At 69.9% G+C, this 14,661-nt stretch carries 13 protein-coding genes; 5 read left to right on the top strand and 8 right to left on the bottom strand.

The window, feature by feature from the left end:
• Nucleotides 1-258: 258 nt before the first annotated feature.
• Nucleotides 259-1,626 (top strand): 2-oxoadipate dioxygenase/decarboxylase HglS, encoded by a 1,368-nt coding sequence (gene hglS, locus AC1DGC_RS10840; RefSeq protein WP_478047832.1) that lies wholly within the window; start codon nt 259-261, stop codon nt 1,624-1,626.
• A 238-nt stretch (nt 1,627-1,864) separates the two neighbouring features.
• Here the strand turns inward: hglS and AC1DGC_RS10845 are convergent, their stop codons facing one another.
• Nucleotides 1,865-3,379, bottom strand: coding sequence for an acetyl-CoA hydrolase/transferase family protein (locus AC1DGC_RS10845; protein WP_478047833.1), 1,515 nt, complete (start codon nt 3,377-3,379; stop codon nt 1,865-1,867).
• A 530-nt stretch (nt 3,380-3,909) separates the two neighbouring features.
• Here AC1DGC_RS10845 and glnE point away from each other — a divergent pair.
• Nucleotides 3,910-6,729 (top strand): bifunctional [glutamate--ammonia ligase]-adenylyl-L-tyrosine phosphorylase/[glutamate--ammonia-ligase] adenylyltransferase, encoded by a 2,820-nt coding sequence (glnE, locus tag AC1DGC_RS10850; RefSeq protein WP_478047834.1) that lies wholly within the window; start codon nt 3,910-3,912, stop codon nt 6,727-6,729.
• 59 nt (nt 6,730-6,788) lie between these two features.
• On the opposite strand, the gene AC1DGC_RS10855 is transcribed toward glnE, so the two are convergent.
• The 7 genes from AC1DGC_RS10855 to AC1DGC_RS10885 form a co-directional block, all read right to left on the bottom strand.
• Nucleotides 6,789-7,415 carry a hypothetical protein gene (locus tag AC1DGC_RS10855; protein WP_478047835.1) on the bottom strand — a complete coding sequence of 209 codons (627 nt, stop codon included), beginning with the start codon at nt 7,413-7,415 and terminating at the stop codon, nt 6,789-6,791.
• Nucleotides 7,416-7,486: 71 nt separating this feature from the next.
• Nucleotides 7,487-8,041, bottom strand: a complete 555-nt coding sequence (locus tag AC1DGC_RS10860; RefSeq protein WP_449336121.1) for a queuosine precursor transporter — start codon at nt 8,039-8,041, stop codon at nt 7,487-7,489.
• Nucleotides 8,042-8,116: 75 nt separating this feature from the next.
• Nucleotides 8,117-8,644: a hypothetical protein gene (locus AC1DGC_RS10865; RefSeq protein ID WP_394164331.1), complete on the bottom strand. Its 528-nt coding sequence runs from the start codon at nt 8,642-8,644 to the stop codon at nt 8,117-8,119.
• Between the two features lie 29 nt (nt 8,645-8,673).
• Nucleotides 8,674-9,195, bottom strand: a complete 522-nt coding sequence (locus AC1DGC_RS10870; RefSeq protein ID WP_394164330.1) for a hypothetical protein — start codon at nt 9,193-9,195, stop codon at nt 8,674-8,676.
• A 61-nt stretch (nt 9,196-9,256) separates the two neighbouring features.
• Nucleotides 9,257-10,120 carry a DUF2145 domain-containing protein gene (locus tag AC1DGC_RS10875; RefSeq protein WP_478047836.1) on the bottom strand — a complete coding sequence of 288 codons (864 nt, stop codon included), beginning with the start codon at nt 10,118-10,120 and terminating at the stop codon, nt 9,257-9,259.
• Between the two features lie 51 nt (nt 10,121-10,171).
• Nucleotides 10,172-10,393, bottom strand: a complete 222-nt coding sequence (locus AC1DGC_RS10880) for a hypothetical protein (RefSeq protein ID WP_478047837.1) — start codon at nt 10,391-10,393, stop codon at nt 10,172-10,174.
• A gap of 73 nt (nt 10,394-10,466) precedes the next feature.
• Nucleotides 10,467-11,438, bottom strand: a complete 972-nt coding sequence (locus AC1DGC_RS10885; protein WP_449336117.1) for a mitochondrial fission ELM1 family protein — start codon at nt 11,436-11,438, stop codon at nt 10,467-10,469.
• Between the two features lie 129 nt (nt 11,439-11,567).
• Between AC1DGC_RS10885 and AC1DGC_RS10890 the strand changes: the two genes are divergently transcribed.
• The 3 genes from AC1DGC_RS10890 to AC1DGC_RS10900 all read left to right on the top strand — a co-directional run bounded on the left by AC1DGC_RS10890 (nt 11,568) and on the right by AC1DGC_RS10900 (nt 14,255).
• Nucleotides 11,568-12,158, top strand: coding sequence for a malonic semialdehyde reductase (locus AC1DGC_RS10890; protein ID WP_259207345.1), 591 nt, complete (start codon nt 11,568-11,570; stop codon nt 12,156-12,158).
• An 87-nt stretch (nt 12,159-12,245) separates the two neighbouring features.
• Nucleotides 12,246-12,947: a YceI family protein gene (locus AC1DGC_RS10895; protein WP_478047838.1), complete on the top strand. Its 702-nt coding sequence runs from the start codon at nt 12,246-12,248 to the stop codon at nt 12,945-12,947.
• Nucleotides 12,948-13,403: 456 nt separating this feature from the next.
• Nucleotides 13,404-14,255 carry a hypothetical protein gene (locus AC1DGC_RS10900; RefSeq protein WP_478047839.1) on the top strand — a complete coding sequence of 284 codons (852 nt, stop codon included), beginning with the start codon at nt 13,404-13,406 and terminating at the stop codon, nt 14,253-14,255.
• The last annotated feature ends 406 nt before the right edge of the window (nt 14,256-14,661 follow it).

Genomic DNA, 14,661 nt, shown 5'->3' on the forward strand with positions numbered 1-14,661 from the left:
ATTCCCGCGCAGCCACCCATGGGGAGGCCCCGCGTAGAGCCACGCCATGCGTGGCTGCTTCTCGCGCGGACCGGATTCCCCGCGCAGCCACCCGTGGGGTGGCTCTACAGCCCCACGTAGAGCCACACCATGCATGGCTGCCGTTCGCGCGAACCCTGCACTCGCCCGCCTTTGCTGCTGTGCAGATCGCGGTATCGCCCTTGCCTCGGCGACAATGGGCACCTGCTGTTCCCCCCGTGATCCGTTGCCGAGTACGTAATGAGCGCCGACCGTTTCGTTTCACCCGACGATATCCGCAGCCTGTTCGCCCAGGCCATGTCCACCATGTACCGCACCGAAGTGCCGCTGTACGGCACCCTGGTCGACCTGGTCGCCGAGATCAACGATGCCGTGCTCACCGCCGATCCGGCGCTGGTGGAGCAACTGGATCGCACCGACGAGCGCGCGCGCCTGGACCAGGAGCGCCATGGCGCGATCCGGGTCGGCACCGCCGAAGAACTGGCCACGCTCGGCCGCCTGTTCGCGGTGATGGGCATGCACCCGGTCGGCTACTACGACCTCTCCGTGGCCGGCGTGCCGGTGCACTCCACCGCGTTCCGCCCGCGCACCGCCAAGGCGCTCGCGCACAATCCGTTCCGGGTGTTCACCTCGCTGCTGCGGCTGGAGCTGATCGAGGACGCCGCGCTGCGCGACGAAGCGGCGCGCATCCTCGCCCAGCGCCGCATCTTCACCGATGCCGCGCTGGCGCTGATCGCGCAGGCCGAGCGCGATGGGGGGCTGGACGAAGCCGACGCCCGCCGCTTCGTCATCGAATCGCTGGAAACCTTCCGCTGGCACGGCGATGCCACCGTGTCGCTGGCCACCTACCACGCCCTGCATGACGCGCACCGCCTGATCGCCGACGTGGTCAGCTTCCGCGGCCCGCACATCAACCACCTCACCCCGCGCACGCTGGACATCGACGCGGCGCAGGCGGCCATGCTCGCCCGTGGCATCGACGCCAAGGCCGTGGTCGAAGGCCCGCCGCCGCGCCGCTGCCCGATCCTGTTGCGCCAGACCAGCTTCAAGGCGTTGCAGGAAACCGTGCATTTCCCCGCCGGCGATGCCGCCGACGCCGGCACCCACACCGCGCGCTTCGGCGAGATCGAACAGCGCGGCCTGGCGCTCACCCCCAAGGGCCGCGCCCTGTACGACCAACTGTTGGCCCAGGCGCGCGACAGCGGGGGCGCCGGCAGCACCGGCCAGGATTACCCGACCCGCCTGGCCGCCGCGTTCCAGGCGTTCCCGGACGACCACGACACCCTGCGCCGCGAAGGTCTCGGCTACTACCGCTACGCCCTCACCGACGCCGGCCGCGGCGACCCGGCCGCCATCGGCGACCTCCCGGCAGAGGCCCTGATCAGCGCCGGCCTGGCCAGCGCCGATCCCATCGTCTACGAGGATTTCCTGCCGGTCAGTGCCGCGGGCATCTTCCAGTCCAACCTCGGCGGCGAAGAGCAGCGCGCCTATGCCGCACATGCCAACCGCGATGCGTTCGAGCAGGCGCTTGGCATGCGGGTTGACGACGAGTTCGCCATCTACGAACGCCTGCAGGCCGAATCGCTGGCGGCCCTGCGCGCCGCATGAGGTAAGGGCGCATCCCGACCAACCGCCGTGGCAGCTGCCGCGATCGGGAAGGGCATGACCTTCGTCGGGGAGTGCGTTCGCTGCGTGCCAGGGTCATGCGTTTCCGCACGTTGAGCCGGCCACGGCGCTCGTTCGGGAACCGACCCCACCTCGGCGGCGTACCCGGCGGCGGCACGGGCCGCTAACCCACTCGACCGCGGTCGAAAAAAAGGCCGGGCATCTGCCCGGCCTTTCTGCATCACGCCTTCATCGTCCCGGTATCCAGCCATCGCTGGTGCCACGACAACGCCTCGGGCAACAGGTGCGGGGTGTGCTTGCCATAACTGTCACGGCTGGCACGGTCGAAATAATCGTTGAGCGGGTCGCGGAAATCCGGATGCGCGCAGCGGTCGATCACCACCCGCGCGCGCTTGCGCGGGGGCAGCCCGCGCAGGTCGGCCAGGCCTTGCTCGGTCACGATCACCGACACGTCGTGCTCGGTGTGGTCGACGTGGCTCACCATCGGCACGATCGCCGAAATGCTGCCGTTCTTGGCCGTCGACGGGCTCAGGAACGCGGACAGGAAGCCGTTGCGCGCGAAGTCGCCCGAGCCGCCGATGCCGTTCATGATCCGCGTGCCCATCACATGGGTGGAATTGACGTTGCCGTACAGGTCCGCCTCGATCATCCCGTTCATGCCGATGCAGCCCAGGCGGCGCACCAGTTCGGGATGGTTGGAGATTTCCTGCGTGCGCATGATGATGCGCTCGCGGTAGAAATCGATGTTCGCCTTGAACGTCTCGTTGGCCTGCGGGCTCAACGCGAAACCGGTGCACGAGGCGTAGCTCAGCACGCCGTCGCGCAGCAGGTCGAGCATGCCGTCCTGGATCACCTCGGTGAACGCGGCCAGATCGCGGAAACCACTCTTGGCCAATCCTGCCAGCACCGCGTTGGGAATATTGCCCACGCCACTCTGCAGCGGCAGCAGGTTGGCGGGCAGGCGGCCCTTGGCCACTTCGTGCTTGAGGAAGTCGATCAGGTGGGCGGCGATCTGCTCGCTGGTCGCATCGATCGGACTGAACGGGCTGTTGCGGTCCGGGCCGTTGGTGCGCACCACCGCCACGATCTTGTCCGGGTCGCAGCGCAGCGAGGTCTCGCCGATGCGGTCGTTGGCGTGCACCAGCGGGATCGGCTTGCGGTGCGGCGGCAGCGCGGTGCCGTAGTAGATGTCATGCATGCCATCCACGCCGGCCGGTTGCCACTCGTTGACCTCGATGATCACCTTCTTGGCCAGGTCCAGCCAGGTTTTGTTGTTGCCCACCGAGGTGGACGGCACCAGCGAGCCGTCCTCGCGGATCGCCGAGACCTCCACCACCGCCGTATCGATCTGTCCATAGAACCCGAACCACACGTGCTGGGCCACGTGGCTGAGGTGGATGTCGATATAATCCAGCTTGCCTTCGTTGATGCGGTTGCGCGCATCCGGGTCGCTCTGGAACGGCATGCGCATGGCGATGCCGTCGGCCTTGGCCAGGGCGCCGTCCAGCTCCGGGGCGGTGGACGCGCCGGTCATCAGGCTGATCTGGAAGGGCAGGCCTTGGGCGTGCATCGTTTCGATGCGCTGGGCCAGCGCCACCGGCACCGCCTTGGGGTAGCCCGAGCCGGTGAAGCCGCTCATGGCCACGGTTTCACCGGGCTGGATCAGGGCGGCGGCCGCTTCGGCGGTTACGACGCGATCACGCAGACGCGCGTTGGCAATGCGATCGACAGACATGACGACAACGTGTGTGGGGGACCATCATTATCGGCGATCCCTGCCGCACAAGGTGTGCGACCAAGGTGGCATGGCAATCGCGGCTACAGCCGGCCCCTGTTCAGCTTTGCGCGCGCTTCTGTACCCGCCAGTATTGTTTTGCAGTGCAGCGTGCAACTTTTACGAGGACCCTAGAAGATCGACCTGCATCCCGACGTGGGGGAGGGAGCAGAGCCCGCTGGCAGTTCGCTGCAAGCGGGCTTTTTATTGCCTGACGTTCGGGATCGGCGTCCCGCCCCGACGTCATGAACGCCGGTCCAGGCCGCGCAGAGCCCAGAGCGGCGGCGGCGCCATCGCGACATGGCCGCATCCCGTTGCACGCCGGCGAACCCACCCGGTACGGACGAATCCCGCTCCACCACCGATACCGCCCATCAACGCGGTAAACGCATGACCTTGGCCGGGGAGCGACCGACGCCGGTCTCACTACCGCCCCTGCTTCGACCATCCGGCCATGCGTAGGCGCGCCCGGCGCCCTGCATAATCCCTGCATGCCGATTCCCGCCGACGCTGTCCCCGCCGCCCTCGTTCCCCTCGTCGACCGCGCCCTGGCGCGCCTGGCCCTGTCGCTGGCCGACAGCGGCAGTTGGCCGCCACCGGCCGAGGTTCTGGACCAGATACGCCTGCTGGCCATCACCAGCGATTTCGCCCTCGACACCCTGTGCCGGCAACCGGCATTGCTGGCGCATCTCACCCAGCCCGGCTGCCCGCCCTTGCCCCTGCCCGAGCTGGCCCCCCAGCAGCCCAGCGACTGGCCGCAGCGCCTGCGTCGTTATCGCACCGCCGCCTCCACCCGGCTGATCTGGCGCGACCTGGCCGGGCTCGACGACGTCCCCGCCACCCTGGCCGGCGCCACCGCCCTGGCCGAAGACTGCCTCGGCATTGGCCTGGCCGCGCTCGAGCAGGAATTTGCCGGCCGCCATGGCGTGGTCCGCGCCGCCGACGGCAGCGCCCAGCAACTGGTGGTGTTCGGGCTGGGCAAGCTCGGCGGCGGCGAGCTCAACTTCAGCTCCGACGTCGACCTGGTCTACGCCTACCCGCAGGGCGGCGAGTCCGATGGCGCACGTCCGCTGGCGGCGGAAGAATATTTCGCCCGGCTCGGCCAGCGCCTGGCGCGGCTGCTGGACGAAACCACCGTGGATGGCTTCAGCCACCGCGTCGACCTGCGCCTGCGCCCGTTCGGCAGTGCCGGGCGGGTGGCGCTGTCGTTCGCCGGCATGGACCAGTACTTCCAGCGTGAAGGCCGTGACTGGGAACGCTACGCCTGGCTCAAGGCCCGCGCCGTGGCCGGCGACATCGCCGCCGGCGAAGCGTGGCTGCAGACCCTGCGCCCGTTCGTGTACCGCCGCTACCTCGATTACACCGCGCTGGACGGCCTGCGCGACATGAAGGCGGCGATCACCGCCGAAGTCTCGCGCCGGGACATGTTCGACGACATCAAGCGCGGCCCCGGCGGCATCCGCGAGATCGAATTCCTGTCGCAGGCACTGCAGTTGATCCGCGGCGGCCGCGAGGCCAGCCTGCGCGAGCGCCGCCTGCTGCATGCGTTGCCGGCGCTGGTGGCCTGCGGGCAGATGGCCGCGCAGGATGGCCAGGACCTGCTGCACGCGTACGGTTTCCTGCGCCGCCTGGAAAACCGCCTGCAGATGCTGCGCGACGCGCAGACCCACGCACTGCCGGCCGATCCCAGCGACCGCCTGCGCATCGCCACCGGCCTGGGCTACCCCGACTGGGACGCCCTCGTGGCCGCGCTCGATGTGCAGCGCACCCGGGTCAGCACCGAGTTCGGTGCGCTGCTGGCCCCGCGCAAGGGCCAGGCCGCACCGGATGCGTTGTCCAACTACTGGCGCGGGCTGCCCGACAACGGCAGCGCGGAGATCCTCGCCGAGGCCGGCTTCCACGACCCGCACAGCGCCGACCAGTCGCTGCGCGATTTCGCCCAGTCACTCGGCGTGAAGTCGCTGTCCGACAGCGCGCGTGCGCGGCTGGACCGGGTGCTGCCGGCCCTGCTGCACGCGGCCACCCGCTCGCCGCAGCCCGATGCCGCGCTCAAGCGCGTGCTCGGCCTGCTGCAGGCCGTCCTGCGCCGCACCAGCTACCTGGCGCTGCTCGACGAACAACCCAGCGCGCTGGCCCGTCTGGTCGACGTGCTGGCGCGCAGCGCACTGTTGGCCGAGCGCCTGGCCGCCTATCCGCTGCTGCTGGACGAACTGCTGGACGTGCGCGTGTCCGGGCCGATGCCCGACGCCGGCGAGATGCAGGCCGAGTGCGATGCCGCGCTGGCCGTGGACGATCCCGAGGCCGCGCTGCGCCTGCTCAATGAAACCCGCCTGGCGCTGAGTTTCCGCATGGCCCTGGCCACGCTCGATGGCCGCCAGCGCGCGGTCGACAGCACCCGCCAGCTGGCCGAACTGGCCCAGGCGGTGGTGGTCACCGTGCACGCCATGGCCGAGGCCGACATGGGCAACGCGCACGGGCGCATTCCCGGCGGGCGCTTTGCCATCATCGGCTACGGCAGCCTGGGCGGGCTGGAACTGGGCTTCGGCTCGGACCTGGACCTGGTGTTCCTGCACGACCACCCGGCCGACCAGGACAGCAGCGACGGCGCGCGCCCGCTCGACCCCGGCCGCTGGTACGCGCGCCTGGCGCAGAAGGTGATGGCCCTGCTGGGCGCGGTCACCGCCGCCGGCCGCCTGTACGACATCGACGTGCGCCTGCGCCCGGACGGCGGCAAGGGCGCGCTGGTGTCCTCGCTGGCCAGCTACACCGAGTACCAGCGCGAGCGCGCCTGGACCTGGGAACACCAGGCCCTGGTGCGCGCGCGGGGGATCGCCGGCGATGCCTCGCTGCTCGCCGATTTCGAGCGCGTGCGTGCGCAGACCCTCGCGCGTCCGCGCGAGGCCGAGGTGGTGTATGCCGACGTGCTGAAGATGCGCGCGCGCATGCGCGGCGAACTCGACCGCAGCGATGCCGCCCGCTTGGACCTCAAACAGGGCCCCGGCGGCATCGTCGATCTGGAATTCCTGCTGCAGACCGGCGTGCTCGACAGCGCCGGCAGCCATCCGCAGGTGCTGCAGCCGCGTGACACTCCCCACCTGATCGACGTCCTCGCCGACATCGCCTGGCTGCCCGGTGGCACCCGCCAAGGGTTGCACGAGGCGCACGCCGCGCTGTTGGACGTGGGCCTGGCCTGCACCCTCGACCGCCGCCCGCGCCTGGCCGCACCCACGCCCGCATTGGAAGAAGCCCGTGCGGTGATCAGTGCCGCCTGCGAGGCCGCCGGCCTGCCGTTCCAGGCGCCGCTCGCGTAGCCCTGCGCCACGCGCGGCGGCGCTGCATCCGGCACCGCGCAGCCACGCAGGGCGTGGCGCTACGCGGGCAACACGCGTTGCACCAGGGCCTGGTCGCGCTGTCCGCGGCGCATGATCGCGCGGCGTTGCAGCGCGTCGCGCAACCGGGGGTCGTCGGCGCGCAGGCCATTGCGCGTGGCGATATACAGCACCGTCTGCAGCGGCCACGCGTAGAACGCGGCGTGCGCCACCACGTCGTCGACCAGCGCCACCGGCACCTCGCGCCAGGCCAACGCACGCGCCAGCGCCGCAGCGGCCAGGCGGTCCACCAGGTGCGCGGCCAGCGCATCGGCATCGTGGGTGCCTGCGCGCACGATCACCCCACTGTGACCGGCAAAGCCGGGCATGCCGTGCGCAGACGACATCGTGGCCATCAGCAGGTCCGGGTTCGGCTGGGTCGACACGCTGCCATCGGCCCATGTCCTGCAGAACGCCAGCGCGGTCGGGCATTGCACCACCAGGCTTGCGGCCCAACCGCGTGCCGCGCGCAGCGGGTACAGGCCGGCGCTGGCGAGTTCCGTCTTCCCCTCACGCACCACCCAGTCCAGCCCGCGCGTACGCACGCCCGGGTGGCTGGCGGCCACGTCGGCCATGCGTGCGCGCACCTGGCGCTCCACGGCGATCTTGTAAGCAGCATCGGTTTCCATCGCCACAGCCTGCGCACCCGGGGGCGCGCTGTCCAGCCGGCGCAGCACCTGCAACGGTGATCGCGGATCGGTTACGCCGTGCGCGGCGCCATCTTCCACAGCAACGCGCGGAACGGCGCCAGCAGGAACACGCCGATGGCCAGCTTCACCGCCAGGTCGCCGGCGGCCCAGCTCACCCACGGCAGGCTGGAACCGGCGAACGCGATGCTCCAGAAGATCGTCGTGTCCAGCGTGGCGCTGCAGGTGGTGGCCACCATCGGCGCACGCCACCAATGCCCCCGGCGCAGCCGGTCGAACACGGTGATGTCCAGCAGCTGGGCGGCGATGAAGGCCAGGCACGAGGCGACCGCGATGCGCGGCGTGGCGATCCAGATCGACAACAGCACCGCCAGCGCAAAGCCGGCCCACGCCACCTTGCGCGCGGCCTGCGGCCCGAAGCGGCGGTTGATCAGGTTGCTCACCAGGAACGCCACCGGGTAGCTGAAGGCACCCCAGGTCAGCCAGTCGTTGATCGGGTACTGCACCAGCACGTTGCTGCCCAGCACCACCACGCCCATGGCCAGCACCGCCAGCAGCAGCGACGGCACGGTCAACGGGGCAAAGGCGATGGCAGGACGCACAGGCATGGCGCACCGGGGGAGTCGGGGAAGCGGCGGATTATCCCGGCTTGGCCCGCGCAGGGCCAGCCCGGGCCGGTTCACCTACCAGCGTTCGCTCATGCTGGTGGCCGCCGCGCCGTCCGTGGGCAGGAACGCCAGCGCCGCGCCGTCGGCGTTGGCCACCATCCAGCCGGCACCGGCCGGGGTCGGGGTGAACTCCAGTACATCGCCCACGTTGACGCCGGCGGCCGGGTTGTCGGCGCGCGCCGGCCACTCCACCACGGCCGGTTGATCCGGTGCCTGCGGGTTCTTCAGGTCCACCCGGTAAGCGCCGTCGGGCTGCTGCGCCACGCGCTCCACGGTGAGCGGTGGCAGCGGGCCGGCCTTGTGCTTCTTCGCGGCCCGCGCGGCCCGGTTGTGCGGCATCGAGGCGTCATGCAGCTCGCTCACCCCCACCGCGCTGAGCCACACCGGCGCGGTGATCACCGCCAGGCTCACCACCGAGGCGGTCAGCACGCTGCTGGTGACCGGCGAAGCACGGCTGAGGTCCTGGGCCGGGGCGGGCAGGCCGGTGGCCAGCAACGCCAGCGCCAGCAGCGGCGACAGGGAGATCGGGGCAGGCCGTTTCATAACGTGGTTCCTGGGTACGGAGGAGGGGCTTACCAGCGCGCGCTGGGCTGCGCCGCGTCCGGGTCGGTGGGCAGGAACGCCAGCGTCGTGCCCTCGGCATTGGCCACGTTCCAGCCGGCGCCGCCCTGGGTGGGGGTGAAGTCCAGCACATCGCCCACCTTTACCGCGTTCACCGACGTATCGGCCCCTGCCGGCCAGGCCAGCACCGCCGGTTCGTCCGGCGCCTGCGGGTTCTGCAGTTCCAGCTGCACGCCGCCCTCGGTGGTGCGCTCCACTTTCTCCACCGTCAGCGGTGGCAGCGGCTTGGCCTTCTTCGCCTCGGCGCGCGCGCGACTGCGCCGGGCCGAGGCATCGCCGGCCTTGCTCACCCCGGCCGAGACCAGCCAGATCGGTGCAGTCACCACCACCACGCTCACCACGGAGGTCACGATGACGCTGCTGGCCACCGGGTGCTTGTTGCCCGTCAACAGCTGGGCCGACGCCGGCACGCTGGTGGCGCACAGCGCAACGGCCAGCAACGGGGAAACAACGAGGCGGCAGATCCGTGTCATGGGGCAGTTCCTGGGGTGCGTCGAGAGGGGGCAGTATGCGGGTAACGCGCGGCTTGGGGGCTCAGGGCTTGGGCGCGGTGATGCCCTGCACCGGCACGTGTGCGATCGGCAGTTCCATCTGCAGGCCTTTCTGCTGCTGTACGAAATCGAACACCGATTCCACCGTCACCACCGAATAATTGCCCGAGATGCGCTCGCTGGCCGGGTGGTCGGTCACCGCCGCATTGGGCACGAAGAAGCGCGCACCCAGCCGCTTGGCCACGCCGATGTGCAGTGTGCTGGGCCGGTACTGGTGCTGCTTCAACCAGGCCTGCACCTGGGTGCGGTTGACGATCAGCGTGTCGTCTTCGATCTGCGCCAGCGCCGCCGCCAGCACCTCCAGCACCCACTGGTTGGAGTTCTGGTACTCGGTACTGAACGGGTAGGCCACCACGCTGTAGCGCGCCTCGTGCAGGGCGCGCGCCTGGATCGCCGGCTTGGTCAGCATCGCCTTGAGCGCGGTGCGCAGCGCAGGCGAGGGCACGCCGATGCGCAGGTCGGTATGCGCGGAGGTCTCGCCGATGAAGGTGGCCACGCCTTCGCGGAACAACTGCGAATCGGCGGTCTTGCACGGGTTGAGCAGGTGCACCGCGCGCCACTGGCCATCGTCCTCGCGCAGCAGGAACGCCACATGGCTGTGGCGCAACCCGTACTTGCTCAGGTCCTGGCCACCGCGTGCGATCAGCACCACGTCCACATCCTCCAGCGCGTCCAGCCGCTCGGTGGTGGCCAACGCCACGTCGAACATCGAGGCCAACCCCGCCGGTGTCGGGTAGCGCTCCACGCACTGCGGGTCGGCCTGCGCGATGCCGGCGCTGGCAAGCAGCGCCGCGCACAGCACGGCGGGGTACAGGCGGTTGATCAGCGCAGGGCGGGCGTCGTCCATGGCGGCATTTCTCCAGCGGCACCGTGCCGCGCGCGCATCATAGCGCCGCGCTCAGCGTGCCGGTTCGCCCCGGCGCATTTCCCGTTCACAGTCGGCGCTGATCGGTGCGACCGGCAGCGGCGGTCGTTCGCCCTTGCGATCGCGCAGCGCGGGCTGTTCGCGCGCGGCATCCACCTGGTGCTGGCAGTGCCAGGACAGCGGGTCCTGCGCGGTCTCCAGGCTCGAACAGGCGGTCAGCAGCAGGGCCGACGCCGACAACATCCACATGCGCATGCGGGTTCTCCATTCCATGGGGGTATGAATCTACTGCGCGCGTCGCGTGATCGCTAGCGTGTCCATCGCGGCGTCAGTCCGTCAGGCCCAGGCGCGCACGCACCTGCGCGGCCACCCGCGCGGTCTCGCGCAACGGTTCGATACGGCCTTCAGTGTGCCAGTCAAGCCAGCGCGACTGCAGCCGCCCGCGTTCGCGCAGGGCCTGCTGGAACCGTGCCAATCGCGCCTGTGCCTGGTCGGCCAAGGCCACCGCCACCGGCATGCGCGTGGCGCAGGCCTCCGACAGCAAATTCACCGAATCGGGCGACACCACCACCCGGTTCGCCCAGCCCAGCAGCCCGGCATACGGGTTCACTCCGTCGCCACCGTCGCCCCAGATCACATGCGGCAGCTCGGCGAACGCACTGCGCAACGCGCCCACCAATGCCGGTGGCGTGCGCCGCGAGGTGGTCGCCAGCAGGCTGCCACCCTCGGCGCGCAGTTGCGCGGCCAATTGCTGGAATACCTGCACCATCGCCGGCTCGTGCCACGGCGCGTGCGGGGTAGGCCCGCCCACCAGTAGTGCGGTGCGCGGCCCGGGCAGCGCACTGAACGCGGCAAACGCGGCCCGCCCGCAGGCCAGCCAATCATCGTTGACCGGGTTGAGGCTGCCCAGCAGGGTCAGCACGTTGTCGCCGCGCAGGCGGTCATGGTCGGGCACCACCAGCAGGTCCCAGTGGCGCGCGCTGATGCGCGGGTCGAGGATCTGCACCACCTGGCTGCCGCGCCGGCGCAGTTCGCGCAGCGCGCCGGCGGCCTGCCGGCCACAGCCGATGGCCAGCGGCGGCGGCATGTCCGCCAGTTGCCGGAAGCCCTCGCCGAAGCCGTCGGCGGCGCCCGGCAGCCAGCGCGGCGCCAGCCAGCGCCACGGCGCACGCGGGCTCAATACCAGTGGCTGGTGCGCCCCCAGTTTCAATGCGGAGGCCAGCGCCACCGCCTGCCGCACATTGCCGGCACGGCCGTCAGTGATCGTCCAGGGCGGACTCGATCGTTTCACGTATGGCATTAATTCGTTTCAGTCAGGCTGGGTGTTGCAACTGTCGCGACACTCTACACTGCCAGCCTTCGCCGATCGCGCGGCCGCCTGGTAACGGTAGCCGATGTCGCCCAGGTTCCCCTGTCCTCCGGAGGCTTCATGTCCAACGTACTCAACGATGCTGCGCTCGACCAGTTGTTCCGTACCGCCCGCACCCAGAACGCCTTCCTCGACAAGCCGGTGGAAGAAAGCCAGCTCAAGGCGCTGTACGAACTGTTGAAGTGGGGCCCCACCGCGGCCAACGGCAGCCCGGCGCGCTTCGTGTTCGTCACCTCCCCGGAGGCCAAGGCCAAGCTCGCCCCGGCGCTGTCCGAAGGCAACCACGACAAGACCCTGGCCGCCCCGGTCACGGTGATCGTGGCCTTCGATGAAGACTTCCACGAAAAGCTGCCCTACCTGTTCCCGCACACCGACGCCAAGGCGTGGTTCGACGGCCCGCGTGAAGCCCGCACCGAAGGCGCCTTCCGCAATGGCAGCCTGCAGGGCGCCTACCTGATCCTGGCCGCCCGCGCGCTGGGTCTGGACGCTGGCCCGATGTCCGGTTTCGACAACGCCAAGGTCGACGAGGCCTTCTTCAAGGGCACCGCCATCAAGTCCAACTTCCTCGTCAATCTGGGGTACGGTGACGCCTCGGGCCTGTTCCCGCGGCTGCCTCGCCTGAGCTTCGACGAAGCGGCCCGCATCGAATAAGCGTTCCCGCCGGACCCTGGCCCGTCCGCGCGGACGGGCTGTTTGCACGACCTTTTTTCTTCCCTTCGCTTTCGAGAGAGACCTGACATGACCATGACCCGCAAACTCCTGCTGCCGCTGGCCCTCACCCTGGCCATCGCCGCCTGCTCCAAGCCGGCCGACGACGCCGCTGCCCCGGCTGCCGACGCCGCCCCGGCCGCTGCCGCCACCACCCCGGCGGCCGATGCCGCGGCTGCTGCCCCCGCCGCAGAAGCCATCAAGATCGCCTCGGGCACCTACAAGCTCGACCCGAGCCACACCGACGTGCTGGCGCAGTGGAGCCACTTCGGCTTCTCGCACCCGACCGCGCACTTCGGCGCTGCCGAAGGCACCCTGGTGTACGACGCCGCCGACGTCAGCAAGTCCACCGTGGAAGTGAAGCTGCCGCTGACCGGCCTCAACAGCTTCACCGCCAAGTTCGACGAGCACCTGAAGAGCGCCGATTTCTTCGACGCCGCCAAGTTCCCGGCCGCCACCTTCAAGAGCACCAAGGTTGAAGCCAACGGCACCAACAAGCTCACCGTCACCGGCGACCTGACCATCAAGGACATCACCAAGCCGGTGACCCTGGATGTCACCATCAACGGCGGCGGCGAACACCCGATGGCCAAGGTGCCGGCCGCCGGCTTCGATGCCACCACCACCATCAAGCGCAGCGATTTCGGCGTGGGCGCGTATGCCCCGAACGTCAGCGATGAAGTGACCATCCGCATCACCACCGAAGCCACCGGCGAAAAGCCGGCTGCGTAATCGGTCGCTGATGTAGAAACAGCAGAAAGCCCGCCGAAAGGCGGGCTTTTTGTTTGCGCAACGGGTGCAGCCTGTCGCCGGCGCCCTGCGCGTGATCCGGCCCGCCCGGTGCTCGATGACCCGGGCCACACCGGTGCTCGACGACCGTCCCCGCCCTGTAGAGCCACGCCATGCGTGGCTGCGCTCCGCGCATGCCGTCCGCTTCGCGGCAGCCACGCATGGCGTGGCTCTACGCGCGCACCGTCTGCCTTGCGGTAGCCACGCATGGCGTGGCTCTACGCGCGCATCGTCCGCCTTGCGGTAGCCACGCATGGCGTGGCTCTACCTCGCATCGTCCGCCTTGCGGTAGCCACGCATGGCGTGGCGCTACGCGCGCACCGTCCGCCTTGCGGCAGCCACGCATCCGCATCTCGTACACTTCCCCGCTTCACGCGCCACCGCGCAAAGGAGCACCCCGTGCAAGACGCACAGTATTGGATGATGGAATTCTGGACCGGCCTCAGCCTGCTCGACCTGGTCGGCGGCACCGTGCTCGGCGCGTTTGTCGGCCTGCTGCTCGGCATCGCCACCTGGCTGGCCATGCATCGCCGCGGCTGGCTGGCCCGGCGCAACCGCTGGCACCACTGGACGCTGGCCACCTACGTGGTACTGCTGCCGCTGCTGTTCTGCGCCACCGGCCTGCAGCTCGGCTTCACTGCCGGCGCGCAGCGCGCCCTCTACAAGCAGATCGATCATTTCCAGCCGCACCTGCAGACCCTCGTCGCCAGCTGGATGGTGGACATCGAACGCTCCCTGGACGACCCCGCGCTCGCCACGCTGATGCGCAGCGATGCCACCGTGCACCAGGTCACCCGCCAGGTGGTGGACGACTACCTGGCCGACCACCCGCTGCCCGGCGCCGGCTACCTGCAGGGCGAGGGCACCCTCCAACGCTGGACCCGCCGCGGCGTTGACCACGTGCGAAGTGCGCTGATGTCGCAGTGGGTGGAGGACAGTCTGTCCAAGGAAGCCGCCGGCGTCAGCGGCGTAGACAAGAAAGTCTTCCGCGAAGCGCTCGGCATGCGCATGAACGAACTGCTGCACACCCAGGGCGCCATCCGCCTGCTCAAGGCCCAGCTCACCAGCATGATGCCCGGCATCTACCTTGGCCTGGTGCTGCCGTTGCTGATCGCCATGACGCTGGTGCTGCTGGAAATCGGCCTGGCCCGTCGATACGGCTGGCGCCGCCCGGCGGTGGCGCCGACCGGCACGAAGCCGCCCGCTCAAACGATGCGCGTGGCACCACCCGATACAACTCCGGCGACCTGAACCAGCTCTCCGCCACCGCCCGACGCAGATCGGGCGGGCCCACGCACGGTAGAGCCGAGCCATGCTCGGCTGCCCTCCGTTCCGGCTCATGAACTCCGCCAGCCGGGCATGGCCCGGCTCTACCTGCTCCGCAAGGGCCATGCACACCGCCAAACGCACACCCGACGCGCCCCCACGGTAGAGCCGAGCCATGCTCGGCTGCCCTCCGTTCCGGGCCATGCACACCGCCAGCCGGGCATGGCCCGGCTCTACCTGCTCCGCAAGGGCCATGCACACCGCCAGACGCACACCCGACGCGCCCACACACGGTGGAGCCGAGCCATGCTCGGCTGCCCTCCGTTCCGGCTCATGCACACCGCCAGCCGGGCATGACCCGGCTCCACCTGCTCCGCAAGGGCCATGCACA

It is taken from the genome of Stenotrophomonas sp. 05N37 (assembly GCF_056397365.1).

Bases quoted from the DNA above. Each gene is read 5' to 3' on its own strand.
- hglS (WP_478047832.1), top strand. From the start codon at position 259: ATGAGCGCCGACCGTTTCGTTTCACCCGACGATATCCGCAGCCTGTTC.
- AC1DGC_RS10845 (WP_478047833.1), bottom strand. From the start codon at position 3,379: ATGTCTGTCGATCGCATTGCCAACGCGCGTCTGCGTGATCGCGTCGTA.
- glnE (WP_478047834.1), top strand. From the start codon at position 3,910: ATGCCGATTCCCGCCGACGCTGTCCCCGCCGCCCTCGTTCCCCTCGTC.
- AC1DGC_RS10855 (WP_478047835.1), bottom strand. From the start codon at position 7,415: ATGGAAACCGATGCTGCTTACAAGATCGCCGTGGAGCGCCAGGTGCGC.
- AC1DGC_RS10860 (WP_449336121.1), bottom strand. From the start codon at position 8,041: ATGCCTGTGCGTCCTGCCATCGCCTTTGCCCCGTTGACCGTGCCGTCG.
- AC1DGC_RS10865 (WP_394164331.1), bottom strand. From the start codon at position 8,644: ATGAAACGGCCTGCCCCGATCTCCCTGTCGCCGCTGCTGGCGCTGGCG.
- AC1DGC_RS10870 (WP_394164330.1), bottom strand. From the start codon at position 9,195: ATGACACGGATCTGCCGCCTCGTTGTTTCCCCGTTGCTGGCCGTTGCG.
- AC1DGC_RS10875 (WP_478047836.1), bottom strand. From the start codon at position 10,120: ATGGACGACGCCCGCCCTGCGCTGATCAACCGCCTGTACCCCGCCGTG.
- AC1DGC_RS10880 (WP_478047837.1), bottom strand. From the start codon at position 10,393: ATGCGCATGTGGATGTTGTCGGCGTCGGCCCTGCTGCTGACCGCCTGT.
- AC1DGC_RS10885 (WP_449336117.1), bottom strand. From the start codon at position 11,438: ATGCCATACGTGAAACGATCGAGTCCGCCCTGGACGATCACTGACGGC.
- AC1DGC_RS10890 (WP_259207345.1), top strand. From the start codon at position 11,568: ATGTCCAACGTACTCAACGATGCTGCGCTCGACCAGTTGTTCCGTACC.
- AC1DGC_RS10895 (WP_478047838.1), top strand. From the start codon at position 12,246: ATGACCATGACCCGCAAACTCCTGCTGCCGCTGGCCCTCACCCTGGCC.